The sequence below is a fragment of the Paenibacillus sp. JNUCC 35 genome (assembly GCF_058269095.1).
The window spans coordinates 4,765,515-4,782,985 of record NZ_CM177771.1; the positions used below are offsets into that span (position 1 = coordinate 4,765,515).

The following is a 17,471-nucleotide window of genomic DNA, read 5'->3' on the forward strand; positions in this document are numbered from 1 at the left end:
AAAATGAATTTTACATCCCCCGGCAAAAACGTTACCATCGAGAAAGAAATAAAGGCGCCCTGCCCCATTGCCGGCCTGCGCCAGCCAAATGATCTGCCAGAAGCCTCTTACAACGCGGCCGACTAGTCACCTGACATGCTTGTATTGTGCGGGCTGTGCCTGAACCCTTCTTGAAGGCTGGCTGAATGTTTGCTGAAAGTCCGGCGGGTGCCCCCATGATTAAGCGGAAGCTCAGGCTGCGTTCAGATTCCATTCAGTTTCGTGACGGATAATCCGTGTATAGCTAATAGAAAGAAGACCCGAGAGGTGATCCCGCATGAAAAATGGTAAAGACATCCGTATCCTGCTTGTCGATGACGAGCCGCACATTTTGCAATTTCTCGAATTCGGCCTTGTCAATGAAGGCTTTGAAATTAAAACGGCCCCGGACGGCATGAGCGCCATTAACCTGGTCCGGGAATTTCAGCCGCATGTCGTGGTTCTGGACGTCATGATGCCCGGCATGGACGGCTTCGAAGTGTGCCGTCTGCTGAAGAAGAACGGCAGCAATATCGCCGTCATCATGCTGACCGCCAAGGACGAGGTCGAGGACCGCGTCAAGGGACTGACCATAGGCGCAGACGATTACCTCGTGAAGCCGTTCAGCTTCGAGGAGCTTCTGGCCCGGATCGAGGCCAGGCTGCGTAACCAGTTTCCCGGCGTTTTCCGGGAAATCGCCATCGGCCCTTTCCGGATCGACGACCCGAGGAAGGAAATTATTTTCGGAGAGAGATCGTTGGAGCTTTCGCCGACGGAATACGAGCTTTTGAAGTTTCTCATCGTTAACCACGGCATCGTGCTCAGCAAGACGAAGATTTTGGACAAGGTGTGGGGGTATGACTTCGGCGGGGAAGAAAACATCGTGGAAGTGTATATCCGCTCTCTGAGGGACAAGCTGGGAGACAAGGAGCACCGGTTGATCCGTACGCTCCGGGGAGCCGGATACCGGCTCGACTGGTCATGAAACAAGGCCGGCCTCTGACCCGCGCCGCGCGCCTGCTGGCCCCCCGCTCCCTTCAGTTCCAGCTGTTGTCGCGGTCGCTCTATATTTTGGCCGCGCTTCTTGTCCTGGTCGGCGCTCTTCAATCTATATGGATGAAAAATTTCCTGTACCGCAACCGGGCCGAAACGATGTTCATTCAGCTGAACGGACTGCCCCGCGACCTGCTGGACCACTCGTCCCTCCTTCCGGAAAGACGCGGCAAAAACGAAGAGGTCCAGCCGGGATCGGAGCGCCCGCGAGGTCCGGTGCTGTTCCTTCCGGATACGTCTCTTGCGTATATCGCTCCCGACGGAACCTTCACGGATTTGACGAAAGAAAGCGGGATGATCTCCCCGCAGCTCCCGGCCGAGGAATACACCGCCGTCCGAGAAGAGATGGCTCCCCGGCGGCCCGTTTCCTATAAAATCGTGCAGGATGCCGCGGGAACCGAGCAGCTCGTCGTCTTCCGGCCGGCGGAACGGTCGGGCAGCTTCGGCGGTATTATCCAGATGGGGACGGGCACGGCCCAACTCCAGGCCGTCGTGCTCCAGCAGCTTTGGATTTACGGGGCACTCATCGTGCTTGCCCTGGCGGGCGGCCTCGCGCTGAATATTCCCGTGCTCCGACGTACGCTCCAGCCGCTGAACAAAATGGTCGAGGCCGTCGAACAGACCGACGCCGGCAACCTGAACGAACGATTTCCCGAGACGCAGGGCCAACTGGAGATCGACTCCCTCGCGAAATCGTTCAACGGCATGCTCCAGCGCCTGGAGACTTCTTTCATCGCGGAACGCGATGCGAAAGAACAGATGCGGCGCTTCATCGCCGACGCCTCCCACGAGCTGCGCACGCCGCTGACTTCGATCCACGGCTTTCTCGAAGTGCTGCTCCGCGGGGCGGCGGACAATCCGAAGCAGCTCTATGCCGCTTTGACGAGCATGCACGGCGAATCGACCCGCATCAAGAAGCTGGTCGAGGACCTGCTTACGCTGGCCAAGCTCGACCGCGCTCCCCAGCTTCAGCTGACGGACACGCGGCTGGACCGGCTTCTTCTGGAGATGGAGCCCCATCTCCGGATGCTGGCGGGTACCCGCATGGTTCATATCGACCTGACCGCAGGCGTACGCGGAACCTTCGACCCGGACAAAATGAAACAGGTGATCCTGAATCTGTTTCATAACGCGGTCCAGCATACCGACCCGGAAACCGGCGTCATCACGGTCATTTTATCCGCGGACAGGGACGGAATCGCTCTGAAGGTCAAAGATAACGGTCCGGGCATCCCCGAAGAACACGCGGCACATGTGTTCGAGCGCTTTTACCGCAGCGATTCCTCCAGAACCCGCAAACATGGCGGAGCCGGACTCGGGCTGTCGATCACGAAGTCGATCGTCGAAGCCCACGGCGGTACGATCTCCGTCCGGAGCCGGGAAGGCGCCGGTTCGACGTTCGTGCTCACCTTCCCTGAAACCGGTGAAAATAACGGCGGAAAAGTGTTAAAATAAACGGGATAAACAGAAAGGCGGAGAAGCGATGGTATACGCGTTTACGATTCAGCCCGGTATCTACCACGCCTTCGAAGACGAGGCGGAACAGATTGAACAATGCAAGGAATGGGGCCTGCTGTCCGGTAAGGCAACCAAAACCAAAGCCTTTTTTTATAAGGGAAACGGCTTGAACGTTCCCTGCACCATCGTCGGGTACACCGACAGAATGACGGCTGTCATCGAATTTGACAACGAGCAGCAGCACAGCATCCATCCTTCCTATTTGAAGGAAATGCAGGCGGCGAACTACGGGCAGAGGCAGTGGTCCTCCAGCGAAAACGACACCGAAGCCGATGCTTCGGAAGGAAACGATGCTGCCGGGAATGCGGAGCCTGCAGGTGAAGTTCCGGCAGATGCGGCCGCTGAGACTACGTCAGCCGCCATCCCGCAGAAGCAGGCTGCCGCAGAGCCGGCGCTGACGTCACAGACGGAGGCAGAGCCTGGGCAAGCCGCCGTTTCCGCCGATCGGGACAAGCCCGACGCCGCATCCGAAGCCATCGATGCGCCTAAGGCGAAGGCCAAGAAAGAAAAAGCGCCCAAGCTTCAGCTTCCGGAAGGAAAAGTGAAGATGACCGCTAAGGTACAGGATTTCACGACGGTTCCCAATCACTTTTCCGATAACGACGATGAGGTCATCATTTACGAAAATGTGACCATTGTGGAGCCGGAAACGGATATCGGCACCGCCTGGTCCAGCCACAGCGCGACACTGAAAAAGCTGGAGCTCGAAGTCGGCGATACGATCACGTTCGAAGCCAAGATCGTGGCCAAGAAGCTGACGCGCTACCCCGTGCCTTACAAAATCAACAATCCCGCTAAAATCCAGAAAGAGCAGGAATAGCTGCAAAAAGAAGCACCGTTCAGACGCACGTTTCCCGTGCTTCCGGACGGTGTTTCTTCTTTTCGTCATCCGTCAATATTTTGTCAACCATTCTTCACTGTTTACTCACAGATATTGTGAAAATAATCACAGCTAAGTGTGTAAGATAACAATAGAAGGATTTGGTTTGAGTAATCCAAGATCTCGTCGTTTTACAATCATTTTCCCGGGGCGGTGAAAGCATGAAACCGTTTAAACGTCAGGAGAAACGGCTGATGATTCTCATGTTCGTCGTGGCCGCCGTTATGCTGCTTTCCTTTCTGCGCAGATTATTTGCCTGAGCCTGCATGTACCCGAAACAAGAACATTCCAGGGGGAGTTGGTGCACCATGTTTCATTATGATCCTGTACTGTACAGCCGCATACTCACCGAAGTCACGCTCGCGTTCCACATTATTTTCGCCACTATCGGTGTCGGCGTTCCGGTGATGATCGCTCTGGCCGAATGGACGGGCATCCGCAAGAACGACCGGTACTACACACTGCTGGCCCGCCGCTGGGCGCGCGGCTTCGTCATCACCGTCGCCATCGGCGTCGTGACCGGAACGGCTATCGGTCTACAGCTGAGCCTGCTGTGGCCGAGCTTTATGGAAATCGCCGGGCAGGCCATCGCGCTGCCGCTGTTTATGGAGACGTTCGCGTTCTTCGTCGAAGCGATTTTCCTCGGCATTTATTTGTATACCTGGGACCGGTTCAAACCGAAGCGGCATCTGATGCTGCTCATCCCGGTCGCCATCGGGTCTTCCGCCTCGGCCTTTTTCATTACGACCGTGAACGCGTTTATGAACACGCCGCAGGGCTTTACGCTTGAAAACGGCAAAATCACGAACGTGGACCCGATTGCGGCCATGTTCAACCCGGCGACGCCTACGAAAGTTTCCCACGTCCTCGCTTCGGCTTACATGACGTGCGCGTTCATTCTCGCGGCCATAGCGGCCTTCTCGCTGCTGCGCCGCAAAGGAGACCGGCTTTACGCCAAGAAGGCGCTCAAGCTTACGCTATCCGCAGGCCTTGTGTTCGCGCTGGCAACGGCAGCGATCGGCGACCTCTCGGGCAAGTTCCTCGCGGCTTATCAGCCCGAGAAGCTGGCTGCGGCCGAATGGCATTTCGAGACGCAGACCAAAGCTCCGCTGGTGTTCGGCGGAATTTTGACAGAGGACAAAGAAATCAAATACGGGCTGAAAATCCCGTACGCCCTGAGCATCCTCGCCGGCAGCAATCCCGGCTTTGAAGTCAAAGGGCTGGATCAGATTCCCGATGAGCTGGAGCCTCCGCTCTATGTGCACTACTTCTTCGACGGCATGGTCACCATCGGGATGTTCACCATCGTGATCGCGGCCCTCTATCTGTGGCTCAGCCGCAGCAAACGCGCCTCGAAGCCGGCTCCGCGCTGGCTGCTCCGGGTGATCGTCGCCTGCGGACCGCTTTCCATGCTCGGCATCTGGCTCGGCTGGTTCTATGCCGAGGTAGGCCGGCAGCCGTGGATTCTCCGCGGCTACATGAAAGTGGCCGAAGCCGCCACGACGTCGGCCCATGTGGACATGATGCTGCTCCTGTTCTGTCTGCTGTATCTCGTCCTGGGGCTGACCGCGATAAAAGTGCTGTCCAAGCTGTTCAAAAACAACGACGTTGCGGATGAATTGATCGCATTCGGCGTTTTCGAGAAAAGGGGGCCCCTCGAATGAATCTGGAACTGCTCGGCATTACCGTGCTGTGGGTGTTTCTGTTCGGCTACCTGATCGTGGCTTCCATTGACTTCGGAGCCGGTTTTTTCAGCTACTATTCCGTCGTTACGGGCAGCAAAAATATCACGCACCGCATCATCGAGCGCTATCTTTCTCCCGTCTGGGAAGTCACCAATGTGTTTCTTGTCTTCTTCTACATCGGCCTGGTCGGATTCTTTCCGGAAACCGCCCGCTATTACGGCACGGCACTGCTCGTCCCGGGGTCCCTGGCGCTCATTCTTCTCGCTCTGCGGGGTTCCTACTACGCGTTCAGCACGTACGGGTCCAAAGACAACCAGTGGTACATGCTGATCTACGGAGCTACCGGGCTGCTGATCCCCGCCGCTTTATCGACCGTGCTGGCCATTTCGGAAGGCGGCCTGATCGTGGAAACCGCCGGCCAAATCACGCTGGACTGGAGCGCTCTCCTGGGCAGCGTCTATACCTGGTCGGTCGTGCTGCTCGCTATCGTCAGCGTGCTGTACATCTCCGCCATGTTCCTGGCCTACTATGCGCACAAGGCGAAGGACAAGGCCGCTTTTGAAATCGTACGCGGGTATGCGCTTTTCTGGAGCGTTCCGACCATTCTGGCCAGCGTACTCGTCTTTTTCGCGATCTCCCGGCATAACCCCGAACATTTCACAAAAATGCTCGATCTCGCCTGGATGTTCGTCGTCTCGTTCCTCTGCTTCCTGATTGCTGTCTACGCCGTCTGGAAAAAAAGACATTTGGGCCTCGGCTTCACCTTTGTCCTGCTCCAGTTCGCCTTTGCCTTTTTCGGGTACGGGGCCTCCCATCTGCCTTACATTCTGTATCCGTACATCACGATTCATGAAAATTTCACCAATCCCGCCATGGGCACGGCGCTTATTACCGCTTTTATCGCCGGCCTGCTGATCCTCATTCCTTCGCTTGTTCTGCTGATGAGACTGTTCCTGTTTGATGCCAGCTATGTTCAAGGAAACCGGGATAAGAAAGGATGAAGACGCCGTGGAACATTTTATGATCATGTATGCTCCTCCCATTGTCGTTGCGGTCTCGCTGCTCTTCTTGTTTCTATGGGCACCCCGCGCCAAAGATGTCACGAACGAGCCGGAAGGCGATCGTCCGCAGCGTATGCGCTGAACCTTCTCTGCTCTAACCGTGCCGATCAGCCATACCCTTCTTATCACTCGCGAAAAGAAAGGCGATTCCCGTAAGAGAATCGCCTTTTTTATTTTACCTGCCGCTTACATGGTGATAATTTGCAGAAAACGATCATAAACTAGTATGTAAGAATAGATTACCGGAAGGAGGTGCCGACTATATGTACTACGAAGAAGATCGCGAACCGTTTGAAGACGATGCAGCCGACGAGAAGGAAGAATAAGTAACCCTCGTGCGGACCCCATGAATGTGACACCCCGTTTCCTCTGTCCCACTCTCTCTTGTTTGATTGTGCATGCCCCCTTCCTTCCAGACGGCAAAAAAGCCCGTTCTCCGCTAATGGAAACGAGCTTATTTTTGTTGGACCCCTTAAGAAAAAAACCGCCCCGTAAACGAGGCGGACTTTTTTGTTTTAAGCAGACTGCGGGGCTATTCCTACTCTTCGTTCAGGTAAACCGCTTTGCCGGTTTTCGCCGATTCGTAGATGGCTTCGAGAATCTCCGATACGACAAGCGCCTGTTCCGGCGTGACTACCGGATCTTTGTCGTTTTCGATCGCGTCGATCCACATGCGCATCTCCAGATCGGGCGCGTTCTCGGAGGCACCCTCGTAGAAGGCTACGCCGCCGCTGGAAAGCTCGATATTCTGCGTGTACAGGCGGCTGTTTTTCTCGCCGTTAATGCGCAGGCCGTCCTTCATGTCGGCTCCGCCCTCGGTTCCGCTCAGCGTACATTTCGCTTCGTCGACTTCAAGGGTGTTGAGCGCCCAGCTCGATTCAAGAATGATAGTCGCGCCGTTTTCCATCGTGATCATGCCGAAAGCCGAATCTTCAACCGTGAACTTCGCCGGGTCCCAAGGGCCCCAAGCATTCGCCGCGTTCGCCCGGTGAGACAGCTTGTGGTACGAGGTTCCGAGCACAACCTTCGGTTTGTAGTTGTCCATCATCCACAACGTCAGGTCGAGCGCGTGAGTCCCGATATCGATCAGCGGGCCTCCGCCCTGCTTTTCTTCATCCAGGAACACGCCCCAAGTCGGAACGGCCCGGCGGCGGATAGCGTGCGCTTTGGCGAAGTAAACTTCCCCAAGCTCGCCGTCTTCGCAAAGCTTTTTTAAATACTGGGAATCGGAGCGGAAACGGTTGTTATATCCGATCGTCAGTTTCTTGCCGGTCCGTTTGGCGGCGTCCACCATGCGGCGGGCGTCCACGGACGTTTTGGCCATCGGCTTTTCACACATGACGTGTTTGCCGGCTTCCAGTGCATCGATGGTAATGTCCGCGTGAGAATCGTTCGGTGTGCAGACATGAACTATATCAAGGGAGGAATCTTTCAGCAGTTCACGGTAATCTTGGTAAACGCAAGCATCGCCAGAACCGTATTGTTCCTTGGCTTTTTCCGCCCGTTCGATGACAATATCGCAGAATGCGACCAATTCAACGTTAGGCAGTTTCGCCAGACTCGGCAGGTGTTTGCCGTTTGCAATCCCTCCGCATCCGATAATTCCGATCCGGTACTTTTGTGACATTGCAGTTCCTCCTTCAAATGGGTAAACATGGGTATGTAACTAACAATCAGACAGGATGGCGGCAAAATGTACGCGCGTTCTAAAATTTAGCGGCTTCCCCTGCCTGCTCGATCGTACTACAATAAAGTATAGAAGATACCTCGCCAAAATAAAATCACAGATATGGCGATACTTATATGCGATTTTGTCATTCGGGGGCAGAGCTGGTGGAAATCTATAACGAACAGATTAATTATGAAAACCCTTTTTTGTCCATGCGGGTCTTTCAAGCCCGTCGTGACGACGAGCGGATGAGTCCGTGGCATTACCACAAAGAAGTCGAAATGCTCGCCATTGTCGAAGGAGAACTCGACGTTTACCTTGAAAATGAAAGAGTGAGCCTGAAAGCCGGAGACGTTGTCCTCATCGGCTCCTCCGAGCTCCACCGGGATCGTTCGTCGGCAGATACCACACTCGTCTACTATGTGTTCCAGTTCGATCTGGAGCATTACTTTGACGAAAGCGGGATCGCTTATTTGCGTTATTTTTCGGAGACCCAGTCCGCGCTAAGCAAGCTGAATTATATTTTCCGGGAAAATCCCGCTATCCGCGACGAGGTATTTGCGTGTATCCGCAACATTTACACCGAGTACGCCGGCAAAAAAGTCGGCTATGAAATCGCCATCTCCATCCTCGTGAAACAGATCGTACTCTCTCTGCTCCGCAGCGACGAGAAGCGCCTGCTCGATTACGGCAACAGCGCCGATCTGATCCGGCTGAAGCCGGTTTTCGAGTACATTGACCGGAACATCGACGGCAAGGTTTACGTGGATGAAGCCAGCAAGGCGGCCAACTTTTCCTACTACTATTTTGTGAAATATTTCAAAAAAGTACTCGGCATTTCTTTCCTCGATTACGTGAACTTCAAAAAAATCAAAAAAGCCGAGAAAATCCTGCTGACTCAGGATATCAGCGTCGCCCAGGTCGGCGAACAGATCGGCATGCCGAACATGGCTCACTTTTATAAAACCTTCAAAAAGTTCAACCACTGCTCCCCCCATGAGTTCCGCAAAAAAATGCTGGAGTGGAACCGGTAAGGGCAGATATGGGCCTTCGCCGCAGAGGCCTTGCGCACCGTGTCTGGACTGATGCATGCCGGTCTGCCGCTTTCCGGCCGCGTACGCGAAATTGCGCGCACTCCGGCGCCGCAGAGGCCTTGCGCACCGTGCCTGGATCGGGGCATGCCAGGCATCCGGTGCGTTCCCGGACTTGCAGCCATGCCGGCAGTGCTGACGAAATCTCACTGCCGTCCGGAAAAATCCGGCACGGCGGTCATCCAGGTGCGCCGCAAGCAACCGAAGAAAGGCAGGCCCGCATAGGGACCTGCCTTTCTTCTTGCTGCGCCGCCGCGCGGAACAGCCCCGGCAAAAGCCCGGGGCTTTCCGTATCGGCCGCGCCATCGCATCGCTCGCGCGGCGCGATCTCATGACCGTCGGCACTTAGCCGCACCGGTCCCGTCTACACCTTGCGGCCCTGATGGGCAACGAGCTTGTACCCCACGCCGCGGATGGATTCGATCTGAACCGACTGCTGGTTCATCTCCAGCTTCTTGCGCAGCGAGCTTACATGAACATCCACCGTCCGCTGGCCTCCGATATAATCGAAGCCCCAGACGATGTTCATCAGGTCATCCCGCGTAATCACGACTCCGGGGCGCTGCACGAGATAAAGCAGCACCTCAAACTCCTTCGGGCGCAGCGGGATGGATTCTTCTCCGAGATAGACTTCGTACTTCTCGGGGAAGATTTGCAGATCGCCGACCGCAATCACCTTGTCGGTCGATTTCTTGCCTTCGCCGCCGGGCTCGTCCGCCTGCGTGCGGCGCAGAACCGCCGCCACCCGCGCCAGAAGCTCAGCGACGCCGAACGGCTTCGTAATGTAGTCGTCCGCGCCGTGCTTCAGTCCCTGCACGACTTCTTCCTCGGCATTACGGGCCGTCAGAATCACCACCGGCGTCGCATTGCCCTTCTGCCGCAGTTTGGACAGCACCTCAAACCCATTCAACCCCGGAAGCATAATGTCCAGAATGATCAGATCGTACGGCTGCTGCATAGCCGCCTGCAGACCGTCTCCCCCGTGATCCACGACCTTCGTTTCGTAACCTTCCTGAGTCAAATTATAAGAGAGCAGCCTCGCTAACGTAGGCTCGTCCTCGATAACCAAAATTTTTTGTGACATCGTGTCCCCCACGCTTGAACGTCTTATACTACTATCTTAAGTTTATCATAGCAGTGGAATGTAAATCGAATGTAAATAAAATATTAACGCCGCGTAAACTTGTCCGAAAAATAAAACTCCTCCGTCGTTACGGATGAATCACCGGAAGCTCGATAATAAATTCCGTGCCGTAGCCGACCTCGCTCTCGACCCGGATCGTTCCGTGATGCATTTCAACCAGATGCTTCACAATCGACAGACCGAGGCCCGTTCCGCCTGAACTGCGGGAGCGCGCTTTGTCCACCCGGTAAAATCTTTCGAAAATCCGCGGAAGATCCTTTTTCGGAATTCCGATTCCCGTATCTTTAATGGATATCCGGATCCGCTCGTCCTCTCCTTCGTTTCCCGATCCCGCGAGTTCCGCCGCGACCGAGACCCGGCCGCCTTCCGGCGTGTAGTTGATTCCGTTCGCCATCAGATTGATCAGAATCTGCCTCAGACGGTCTTCATCCGCTTCCAGGAACAGCGCTTCATCCACATTCATGCTGAGCGCGATCTTCTTCTTGTCCGCCTCCGCTTCCATCATGTGAAGCGATTTTTGAATAATGCTTTGGAGATGAGTCGGCGACAGCTGCAGAGGAATGCGCTTCGATTCGATTTTCGACAGCTCCAGAATATCCCCGACCAGCCGGTTGAGCCGCTCGCTTTCATCGAAAATAATTTGCAGAAACGATCTCGCCGTTTCCTTGTCATCCAGCGCTCCGGCCAGCAGCGTTTCGGAAAAGCCCTTCACCGCGGCAATCGGCGTCTTCAGCTCATGGGAAACGTTCGCGACAAATTCGCTGCGCATCCGTTCCAGCCGGCGCATCGCCGTAATATCATGCAGAACGACGAGCGCGCCCGACCATTCTCCATCCGCTTGCGAGATGGGGCTCAAGTTGATTTCCAGAATCCGTTCCGACGGATAATAGAAAATGATTTCCTCGCGGATATGCTCGTTCGTTTCGATGCATTCCTGAATGAGCCGCGTCAGCTCGAACTGCTGCTTCGCTTCGTCGTACTTTTTTCCGTACAATTCATTGGAAGAAAAACCGAGAATATCTTCGGCCGAACGGTTGACGAGCACGATTCTCTGGTCGCGGTCTACCATCAGAATACCGCTTCCCATATTCTCCAGCACGCCTTTGAGGCGGCCTTCGTTCTCCAGAATCCGGTTCATCTGCATATGCAGACTGTCCGCCATCCGGTTGATAGCCTGACCCAACTGGCCCACTTCGTCCAAGCTTTTCGTTTCCACACGCGCTTTATAGTTGCGGTTGGTAATCTGCTTCGCCACATTCGTTATGTTCTCGATCGGCCGGGTCAGCCCTTTGGCAATCCGGTAGCTGATCGCACCCGCAATAAGGAACAGGATACCCAGACCGATAAGAAGGAACAACCATAAATGGCGGATCGTATTCTCCACCTGCTCGAGGCTGATGGCCAGACGCAGATATCCCGTTTTCTCTCCGCCCGCTGTCTGTACCGGGATAACCGCATACAGCATGTTGCGTTTAAGCGTATCGCTGTACCGGATCGCGTACCCGACGCCTTCCCGGTTTGCCTGTTGAATTTCGCTGCGGCCCGCGTGGTTGTCCAGCTCTTCGGGATTTTCGTCCGAATCTCCCAGCACCTTGCCGTCTTCCCGGATATACGTCACTCGGGCATCCGTAAATTCCTTCAGCCGCTTCGTCTGGGAAGTGTAATACGGCACAAGGAAAGCCAAATCCCCGGCCTTGTTCCAGTCGCCGGTCATCTCGATCACGCGAAGTTCGCGCACCAGATTGGATTCCAGTTCCTTAATATGTGAATCTTCCAGCAGCTTTGCCATGAAAATACCGGCGATCAGCATGGAAACTCCGATCATCAGCATAAGAATCAGTGTCAAGCGGGCTCTGAATTTGAGCATAAGTTTACCTTCACTCCAAACATGAGGTCATCCTAACGGTTTTCTTCAGGAGATCAATCCTTAGTGTACGCTTCCCCCGCACGTAAAAAAAGTAAAGATTATGTAAAGAAATGCCGGAGGACCGGCAGTAAAAGCATGCAAAAAAACCGGAGGCTCTCCGCCTCCGGCCCGGCGGGCAGAAAGCTTCCACCCGCGAAATAAGTCCGTTTATGAATGTCATAAACTCACGAACAAATAGGAGCAATCCTCGCGTACCGTTCACCCGATTCGTTCGCTTTTGGGAACAAACCGGCATTGCTTGCCCGCCCAACGGATAAACTTAGGCGAAAACAGACTCCTTGAACTGCTCCAGCTTTTGCAGCGAATTTTTCTCTACATCCGCATGGAGACTGTTTCCGTGAGAATCCATCGTTACGATGGCCGCAAAACCCTCGGTCTGCAGGTGCCACATGGCTTCCGGAATCCCGAATTCCATAAAGTCCACGCCTTCTACTTTTTTGAAGCATCTCGCATAGTATTGCGCGGCTCCGCCAATCGCATTCAGATAAACACCGCCATGCTCCTTCAAGGCAGCCAGCGTTTTGGGGCCCATACCGCCCTTGCCGATGACGGCGCGGATGCCGAACTTTTTGATAATATCTCCTTGGTAAGGCTCCTCACGGATACTTGTGGTAGGGCCTGCCGCTCTCACTTTCCAGTTGCCCGCTTGATCTTGGCTCATAACCGGCCCGCAGTGATAAATGGCCGCACCGTTCAGATCGACCGGCGAGTCGTGATCCATCAAATATTTATGAAGCGCGTCGCGCCCGGTATGCATCATTCCGTTGATGATGACCACGTCGCCCACTTTCAGCTGGCGGATCTGCTCTTCGCTGATCGGCGTTTGCAGAACGATCTCACGACGCTCGTCAGATTCGTCGGCATCAGGAGCGGCAGCTACGGCCTTCGGCTGCGAAGCTTCCGCTGCAGCTGCCGGTTGAGCCGCCTCGTTCATCGGCTGGTCGGAACCGCGCTCGTACACCCAATCCTGGATTTCGCCGGTTTGGGCGTTCAAGACAACCCCTTGGCGGCGGTAGGCCCAACAGTTATACGCGATCGAAACGAAGAAACTTGCGGGAAGACGGTTCATCACGCCGGCCTTGCAGCCGAGCAGCGTAACTTGGCCGCCGAAGCCCATCGTGCCGATGCCCAGCTTGTTGGCATTCTCCATCACGTAATCTTCCAGCTTGCGGAGATCTTCGTTCGGATTCACATCGTCCAGGGAACGGAACAGTTGATGCTTGGCCAGCTCGTAGCCGGTCGTGCGGTCGCCCCCGATGCCGACTCCGATCACACCCGCGCTGCAGCCTTGACCCTGCGCCTGATACACGGAATGCATGACGCATTTGCGGATTCCGTCCAGGTCTCGTCCCGCTTTGCCCAGGCCGGGGATTTCCGCCGGAAGGCTGTACTGGATGTTTTTGTTCTCGCAGCCGCCGCCTTTCAGAATGAGCTTGACTTCGATATCGTCGCGTTCCCACTGCTCGAAATGAATGACCGGGGTGCCGGGACCCAGGTTGTCGCCTGTGTTGGCGCCTGTCAGGGAATCGACCGAATTCGTCCGTAATTTGCTGTCTTTGGTCGCTTGAGCGACGGCTTCACGGATTTGACGCTTCATCGTGATTTGGTCAGCTCCGACCGGACAGTGTATAATAAACGTAGGCATTCCCGTATCCTGGCAAATCGGCGATACGTTCGTTTCCGCCATTTCGATGTTTTGCGCGATGGTGCTTAACGAAAGCGCCGCACGAGTACCCTTATCCTCCAGGGACTGGGCATTGCGGATCGCCCGGCGGACGTCGGCCGGAAGGTTAGTGGACGTTTCCACAATCAAATCATATACACTTTGTAGAAAATGCTGCATGGTGTTAGTCTCCTCTCCTCTTGTCGCATCAGAACAACCGTAAGGCCGTGATTTCTGTGGTAGTCACCGCTATTCTTACTATGCTTTAATTATAACACACCGTTCACGCCGCTTGTTACCACGGAAATATGATACAAGGAGCATGGCCATTCATGTACAAAAGACTTCTGAGCGCGCTGCTGCTTGCCGTCTTCGGGCTTAGCGCACTGCTGATACCGACCGGTGCCGACCGGTACAAACTGTGGTACAGGGATCAGGTAGCCGTACTGATGTACCACCACATCCATGATGAGGACACAAGCAGCAGCACCATTACAAGCAAGCTGTTCCGCGATCAGATGAACTATTTGCTCGCCAAAGGCTATCATTTTATTACACTGCAGGAATTCAAACAGTATCTGGCGGGTTCGAGCGTCCCGGATAATGCCGTTCTCGTCACTTTCGACGATGGTTATGAGAGCGTGTATTCGCATGCCTATCCCGTACTGAAGGAACTGAAAATTCCCGCCGTCAACTTCATCATTACCGAAACGCTGGCCGATCCCAAAGCGACCATGATTCCGTCCATGTCCAAGGAAGAACTGACCCGGATGTCGCACGAGACGAATTTTATCGAAAATCAGTGCCACACCAACGCTTCCCACCGGAAGCTGGACAGCGGGGAAGCCGCCCTCGTCGGCCGCGAAACGGTAAACGGCGTTCAGGAAACGGACGAGCAGTACCGCAGCCGGATTTATAACGATGCCGCCGCCTGCGCATCTAACCTGTCTCCGCTGCAGGAGCTCCCCGTCGATACGGTTGCCTATCCTTACGGCATCATCGCCGATGAAGGCGCGGAGATGTACAGCAAAGCCGGCTTCCGCTACGGCTTTACGATCATTCCGCAGATGGCGACACGCGATGCCGACCGGATGCACATTCCGCGCATCAATGCGGGAAGCCCGTGGATCACGCCGGAACGGCTGCACACCACACTCAAACGGCGGGCTGTCGCCCAGCCCCAGACGTCCGGCTCCGTCCTTCTGTCCGATGCCGTCGACCGTCTGGGAGGTACCGTTACCGACGACGGGCAGTCGGTGACGATCCGCTCGGACGACCGCGTCTTTTCGGGTTCGGTGGGCAGCCGCCGGTTCAAAACCGCCGCCTCCGTCGTTGAACTGTCCGAACCCGTGCGCCGCGAGCACGGCGAGCTGGTCATCAGCCTGTCCGATCTCCAGCGGCTGCTCGGGCGCGAAGTGACCTACAACCGCTCCACCGGCCAGATCTATTGGCGGCAGGAACCCCAAATCCTGACGTCACAAGACAGTAAGAGTCATCAGGGAGGAACGCCGTAAGATGGACCATCATTTTTTCGCCTACTTGTACCGGATGCGCTACATAGAAAGATGGAGCCTGATGCGGAGCACGGTGCGGGAGAACGTGGCGGAACATTCCTTCCACGTCTCTCTTCTCACCCACGTGCTCTGCACCATCGGCAACGAAGTGTTCGGCCGAAGCTGGCCGACCGACCGCGTCGTATCCATGGCGTTGTTCCATGATGCGACGGAAGTCATCACCGGCGATATTCCTACGCCGGTGAAACATCACAACCCGCACATCCTGCGGAATTTCCGCGAGCTGGAGCAGCTGGCGGCCGACAAGCTCGTCCAGATGATCCCGGACGAGCTCCGGCATGCTTACGAGCCGCTTATACTCGGCCCGGCGGACCCCGAGCTTGCGCGGATTGTCAAAGCCGCCGATCTGCTGGATGCCTACCTCAAATGCACCGCCGAGCTGTCGGCGGGCAACCGGGAGTTCGGCACCGCCAAGAAGCAGATCGAGCAATCCATCACGGAGCTGAACATGCCGGAAGTCGAATACTTCCTGACGCGTCTCGCTCCGAGCTTGGAGAAAACCCTAGACGAGCTGTCCGATTAGTTAGCCGGACAGCTCGTTTTTTTGCTTGGGCCTCGCCCTCGCCTCATCGCCGGCCGGTCTCTCACAAAATCTGCGGGAACTTCTTCAGCACCAGAAGCAGCACAAAAGCCAGCCCCGCGGCCGCGCTGTACCAGAAAGCCTGGCGCATCGCTTCGGCCCGCCCGTTGATGACGCGGCGGAGGGCTACTCCAAGCATGCCTCCGGCAGCGCCGACCACGATAAACAGCGTTATGACTGCTGTCATCCAGGCTGTAGAGTAGGTACCCAGGCTGAGCAGGTAACCGCCTGTCGCAAGCTGCGCAAGCAGAATATACTGGCCGATCCTGTTCAGGTGACGGATCAGTCGGAGCTGCCCCAGCCTGGCGTCCTCCGTCTGCTTCAGGCTGGAATGCAGCAGAAGCGGAAGCAGCAGATAGAAGCCCAGCGTAATAGCTCCTGTCACATGCAAAAACAATAGAGTTTGCAGTAAAAGCACAATAAGACCCATCCTTCCGGAATTCCACCCGTTTGAACCCGGGCAGAAGAAAAGAGCCGGATCGGCTCTTTTCTTGAATGTTCGGGTTATATGCGCTAACCGGGCTTAAATTAAGCGCCTGTTACGACTTTAATTACGTTGCGAACGGAGTCCGCGGATTTGTCCAGCGCCGTTTTCTCTTCTCCTGTGAGTTCCAGCTCGAATACTTTCTCGATGCCGCCCGCGCCCAGCAGGGTCGGTACGCCCATGAACAAGTTCTCGTAGCCGTACTCGCCTTGGAGGAGAGCGATAGCCGGAATAATGCGTTTTTTGTCTTTCAGGATAGCTTCAGCCATTTGAACCAGAGAAGCTGCCGGAGCGTAATATGCGCTGCCGTTGCCGAGCAGGTTCACGATTTCGCCGCCGCCCGTACGTGTACGCTGTACGATTGCCTCGATGCGCTCCGAAGGGATCAGCTTCTCGATCGGAATACCGCCTACGTTGGAGTAACGAACGAGCGGAACCATATCGTCGCCGTGGCCGCCAAGCACGAAGCCGCGAACGTCTTCTACGGATACGTTCAGTTCTTGCGCGATAAACGTGCAGTAACGGGCTGTATCCAGAACGCCGGATTGGCCGATTACGCGGTTTTTCTCGAAGCCGAGTGCTTCGTAAGCCACGTAAGTCATGGCGTCAACCGGGTTGCTCAAGATAATAACGATGGAATCCGGGCAGTGTGTTTTCACGTTTTCGCAAACGGATCTTACGATTCCCGCATTGGTATTCACGAGGTCGTCACGGCTCATTCCCGGTTTGCGGGCGATGCCTGCCGTAATGATCACGATATCGGAGCCGGCAGCATCTTCGTAAGAAGAAGTACCTACGATGTTGCTGTCAAACCCTTGGACCGGGCTAGCTTCCATCATATCCAGCGCTTTACCTTTTGTCGGGTTTTCCAGCTGCGGAATATCAACGAGGACAACGTCACCCAGTTCTTTTTGAGCCAGCATAAGAGCCGTTGTCGCTCCTGTGAAACCTGCACCTACAACCGTAATTTTATTGCGACGGATAGCCATTTTTAGTTACCTCCTGATCATGGTTGCACGCTTTGGACAAGCGGGCATGGTTTTTAGGAAAATGTAAAAACAGCCTTACCTTTGTGTCCCGGCAAATAAGTCGAAACATGAAGGAATAGCCGGGCAAGCCCGGCT

At 55.3% G+C, this 17,471-nt stretch carries 16 protein-coding genes; 10 read left to right on the top strand and 6 right to left on the bottom strand.

All coding sequences use genetic code 11. The features are described 5' to 3' along the window. Positions 1 to 316 precede the first annotated feature (316 nt). The 6 genes from AC2TF6_RS21535 (at position 317) to cydS (ending at position 6,297) form a co-directional block, all read left to right on the top strand. Positions 317 to 1,003: a response regulator transcription factor gene (locus AC2TF6_RS21535; protein WP_491308428.1), complete on the top strand. Its 687-nt coding sequence runs from the start codon at positions 317 to 319 to the stop codon at positions 1,001 to 1,003. Then, positions 1,000 to 2,526, top strand: a complete 1,527-nt coding sequence (locus tag AC2TF6_RS21540; RefSeq protein ID WP_491308429.1) for a sensor histidine kinase — start codon at positions 1,000 to 1,002, stop codon at positions 2,524 to 2,526. The genes AC2TF6_RS21535 and AC2TF6_RS21540 overlap by 4 nt, the downstream gene beginning before the upstream one ends. Positions 2,527 to 2,554: 28 nt before the next feature. Beyond that, a complete protein-coding gene (locus tag AC2TF6_RS21545) occupies positions 2,555 to 3,409 on the top strand; it encodes a hypothetical protein (protein ID WP_491308430.1) in 855 nt (284 codons plus the stop codon). Between the two features lie 368 nt (positions 3,410 to 3,777). Then, positions 3,778 to 5,133: a cytochrome ubiquinol oxidase subunit I gene (locus tag AC2TF6_RS21550; RefSeq protein ID WP_491308431.1), complete on the top strand. Its 1,356-nt coding sequence runs from the start codon at positions 3,778 to 3,780 to the stop codon at positions 5,131 to 5,133. Then, positions 5,130 to 6,155, top strand: a complete 1,026-nt coding sequence (locus tag AC2TF6_RS21555; protein ID WP_491308432.1) for a cytochrome d ubiquinol oxidase subunit II — start codon at positions 5,130 to 5,132, stop codon at positions 6,153 to 6,155. Before AC2TF6_RS21550 ends, AC2TF6_RS21555 begins: the two co-directional genes overlap by 4 nt. Positions 6,156 to 6,162: 7 nt before the next feature. Then, positions 6,163 to 6,297: a cytochrome bd oxidase small subunit CydS family protein gene (gene cydS, locus AC2TF6_RS21560; protein WP_491308433.1), complete on the top strand. Its 135-nt coding sequence runs from the start codon at positions 6,163 to 6,165 to the stop codon at positions 6,295 to 6,297. A 456-nt stretch (positions 6,298 to 6,753) separates the two neighbouring features. Here cydS and AC2TF6_RS21565 read toward each other — a convergent pair whose 3' ends face one another. After that, complete coding sequence (locus tag AC2TF6_RS21565) at positions 6,754 to 7,842, bottom strand: Gfo/Idh/MocA family protein (protein WP_326054391.1); 1,089 nt, start codon at positions 7,840 to 7,842, stop codon at positions 6,754 to 6,756. A gap of 206 nt (positions 7,843 to 8,048) precedes the next feature. Between AC2TF6_RS21565 and AC2TF6_RS21570 the strand changes: the two genes are divergently transcribed. Continuing rightward, entirely contained in the window at positions 8,049 to 8,918 is an 870-nt protein-coding gene (locus tag AC2TF6_RS21570) for an AraC family transcriptional regulator (RefSeq protein WP_491308434.1), read from the top strand. Between the two features lie 39 nt (positions 8,919 to 8,957). Further along, positions 8,958 to 9,200, top strand: coding sequence for a hypothetical protein (locus tag AC2TF6_RS21575; RefSeq protein WP_491308435.1), 243 nt, complete (start codon positions 8,958 to 8,960; stop codon positions 9,198 to 9,200). A gap of 139 nt (positions 9,201 to 9,339) precedes the next feature. On the opposite strand, the gene AC2TF6_RS21580 is transcribed toward AC2TF6_RS21575, so the two are convergent. The 3 genes from AC2TF6_RS21580 to AC2TF6_RS21590 form a co-directional block, all read right to left on the bottom strand. Further along, complete coding sequence (locus AC2TF6_RS21580; RefSeq protein ID WP_009676698.1) at positions 9,340 to 10,059, bottom strand: response regulator transcription factor; 720 nt, start codon at positions 10,057 to 10,059, stop codon at positions 9,340 to 9,342. Positions 10,060 to 10,186: 127 nt separating this feature from the next. Beyond that, positions 10,187 to 11,986 carry a two-component system histidine kinase PnpS gene (gene pnpS / locus AC2TF6_RS21585; RefSeq protein ID WP_491308436.1) on the bottom strand — a complete coding sequence of 600 codons (1,800 nt, stop codon included), beginning with the start codon at positions 11,984 to 11,986 and terminating at the stop codon, positions 10,187 to 10,189. Between the two features lie 319 nt (positions 11,987 to 12,305). Then, positions 12,306 to 13,889, bottom strand: coding sequence for a fumarate hydratase (locus AC2TF6_RS21590; protein ID WP_491308437.1), 1,584 nt, complete (start codon positions 13,887 to 13,889; stop codon positions 12,306 to 12,308). Between the two features lie 152 nt (positions 13,890 to 14,041). Between AC2TF6_RS21590 and AC2TF6_RS21595 the strand changes: the two genes are divergently transcribed. Both AC2TF6_RS21595 and yfbR read left to right on the top strand, forming a co-directional pair. Beyond that, positions 14,042 to 15,223, top strand: a complete 1,182-nt coding sequence (locus tag AC2TF6_RS21595; RefSeq protein WP_491308438.1) for a polysaccharide deacetylase family protein — start codon at positions 14,042 to 14,044, stop codon at positions 15,221 to 15,223. A 1-nt stretch (position 15,224) separates the two neighbouring features. Next, a complete protein-coding gene (yfbR, locus tag AC2TF6_RS21600) occupies positions 15,225 to 15,806 on the top strand; it encodes a 5'-deoxynucleotidase (protein WP_218229292.1) in 582 nt (193 codons plus the stop codon). A 61-nt stretch (positions 15,807 to 15,867) separates the two neighbouring features. Here the strand turns inward: yfbR and AC2TF6_RS21605 are convergent, their stop codons facing one another. Both AC2TF6_RS21605 and mdh read right to left on the bottom strand, forming a co-directional pair. Then, a complete protein-coding gene (locus tag AC2TF6_RS21605) occupies positions 15,868 to 16,281 on the bottom strand; it encodes a hypothetical protein (protein ID WP_491308439.1) in 414 nt (137 codons plus the stop codon). A 110-nt stretch (positions 16,282 to 16,391) separates the two neighbouring features. Further along, entirely contained in the window at positions 16,392 to 17,336 is a 945-nt protein-coding gene (mdh, locus tag AC2TF6_RS21610; RefSeq protein ID WP_009676688.1) for a malate dehydrogenase, read from the bottom strand. Positions 17,337 to 17,471: the final 135 nt, after the last annotated feature.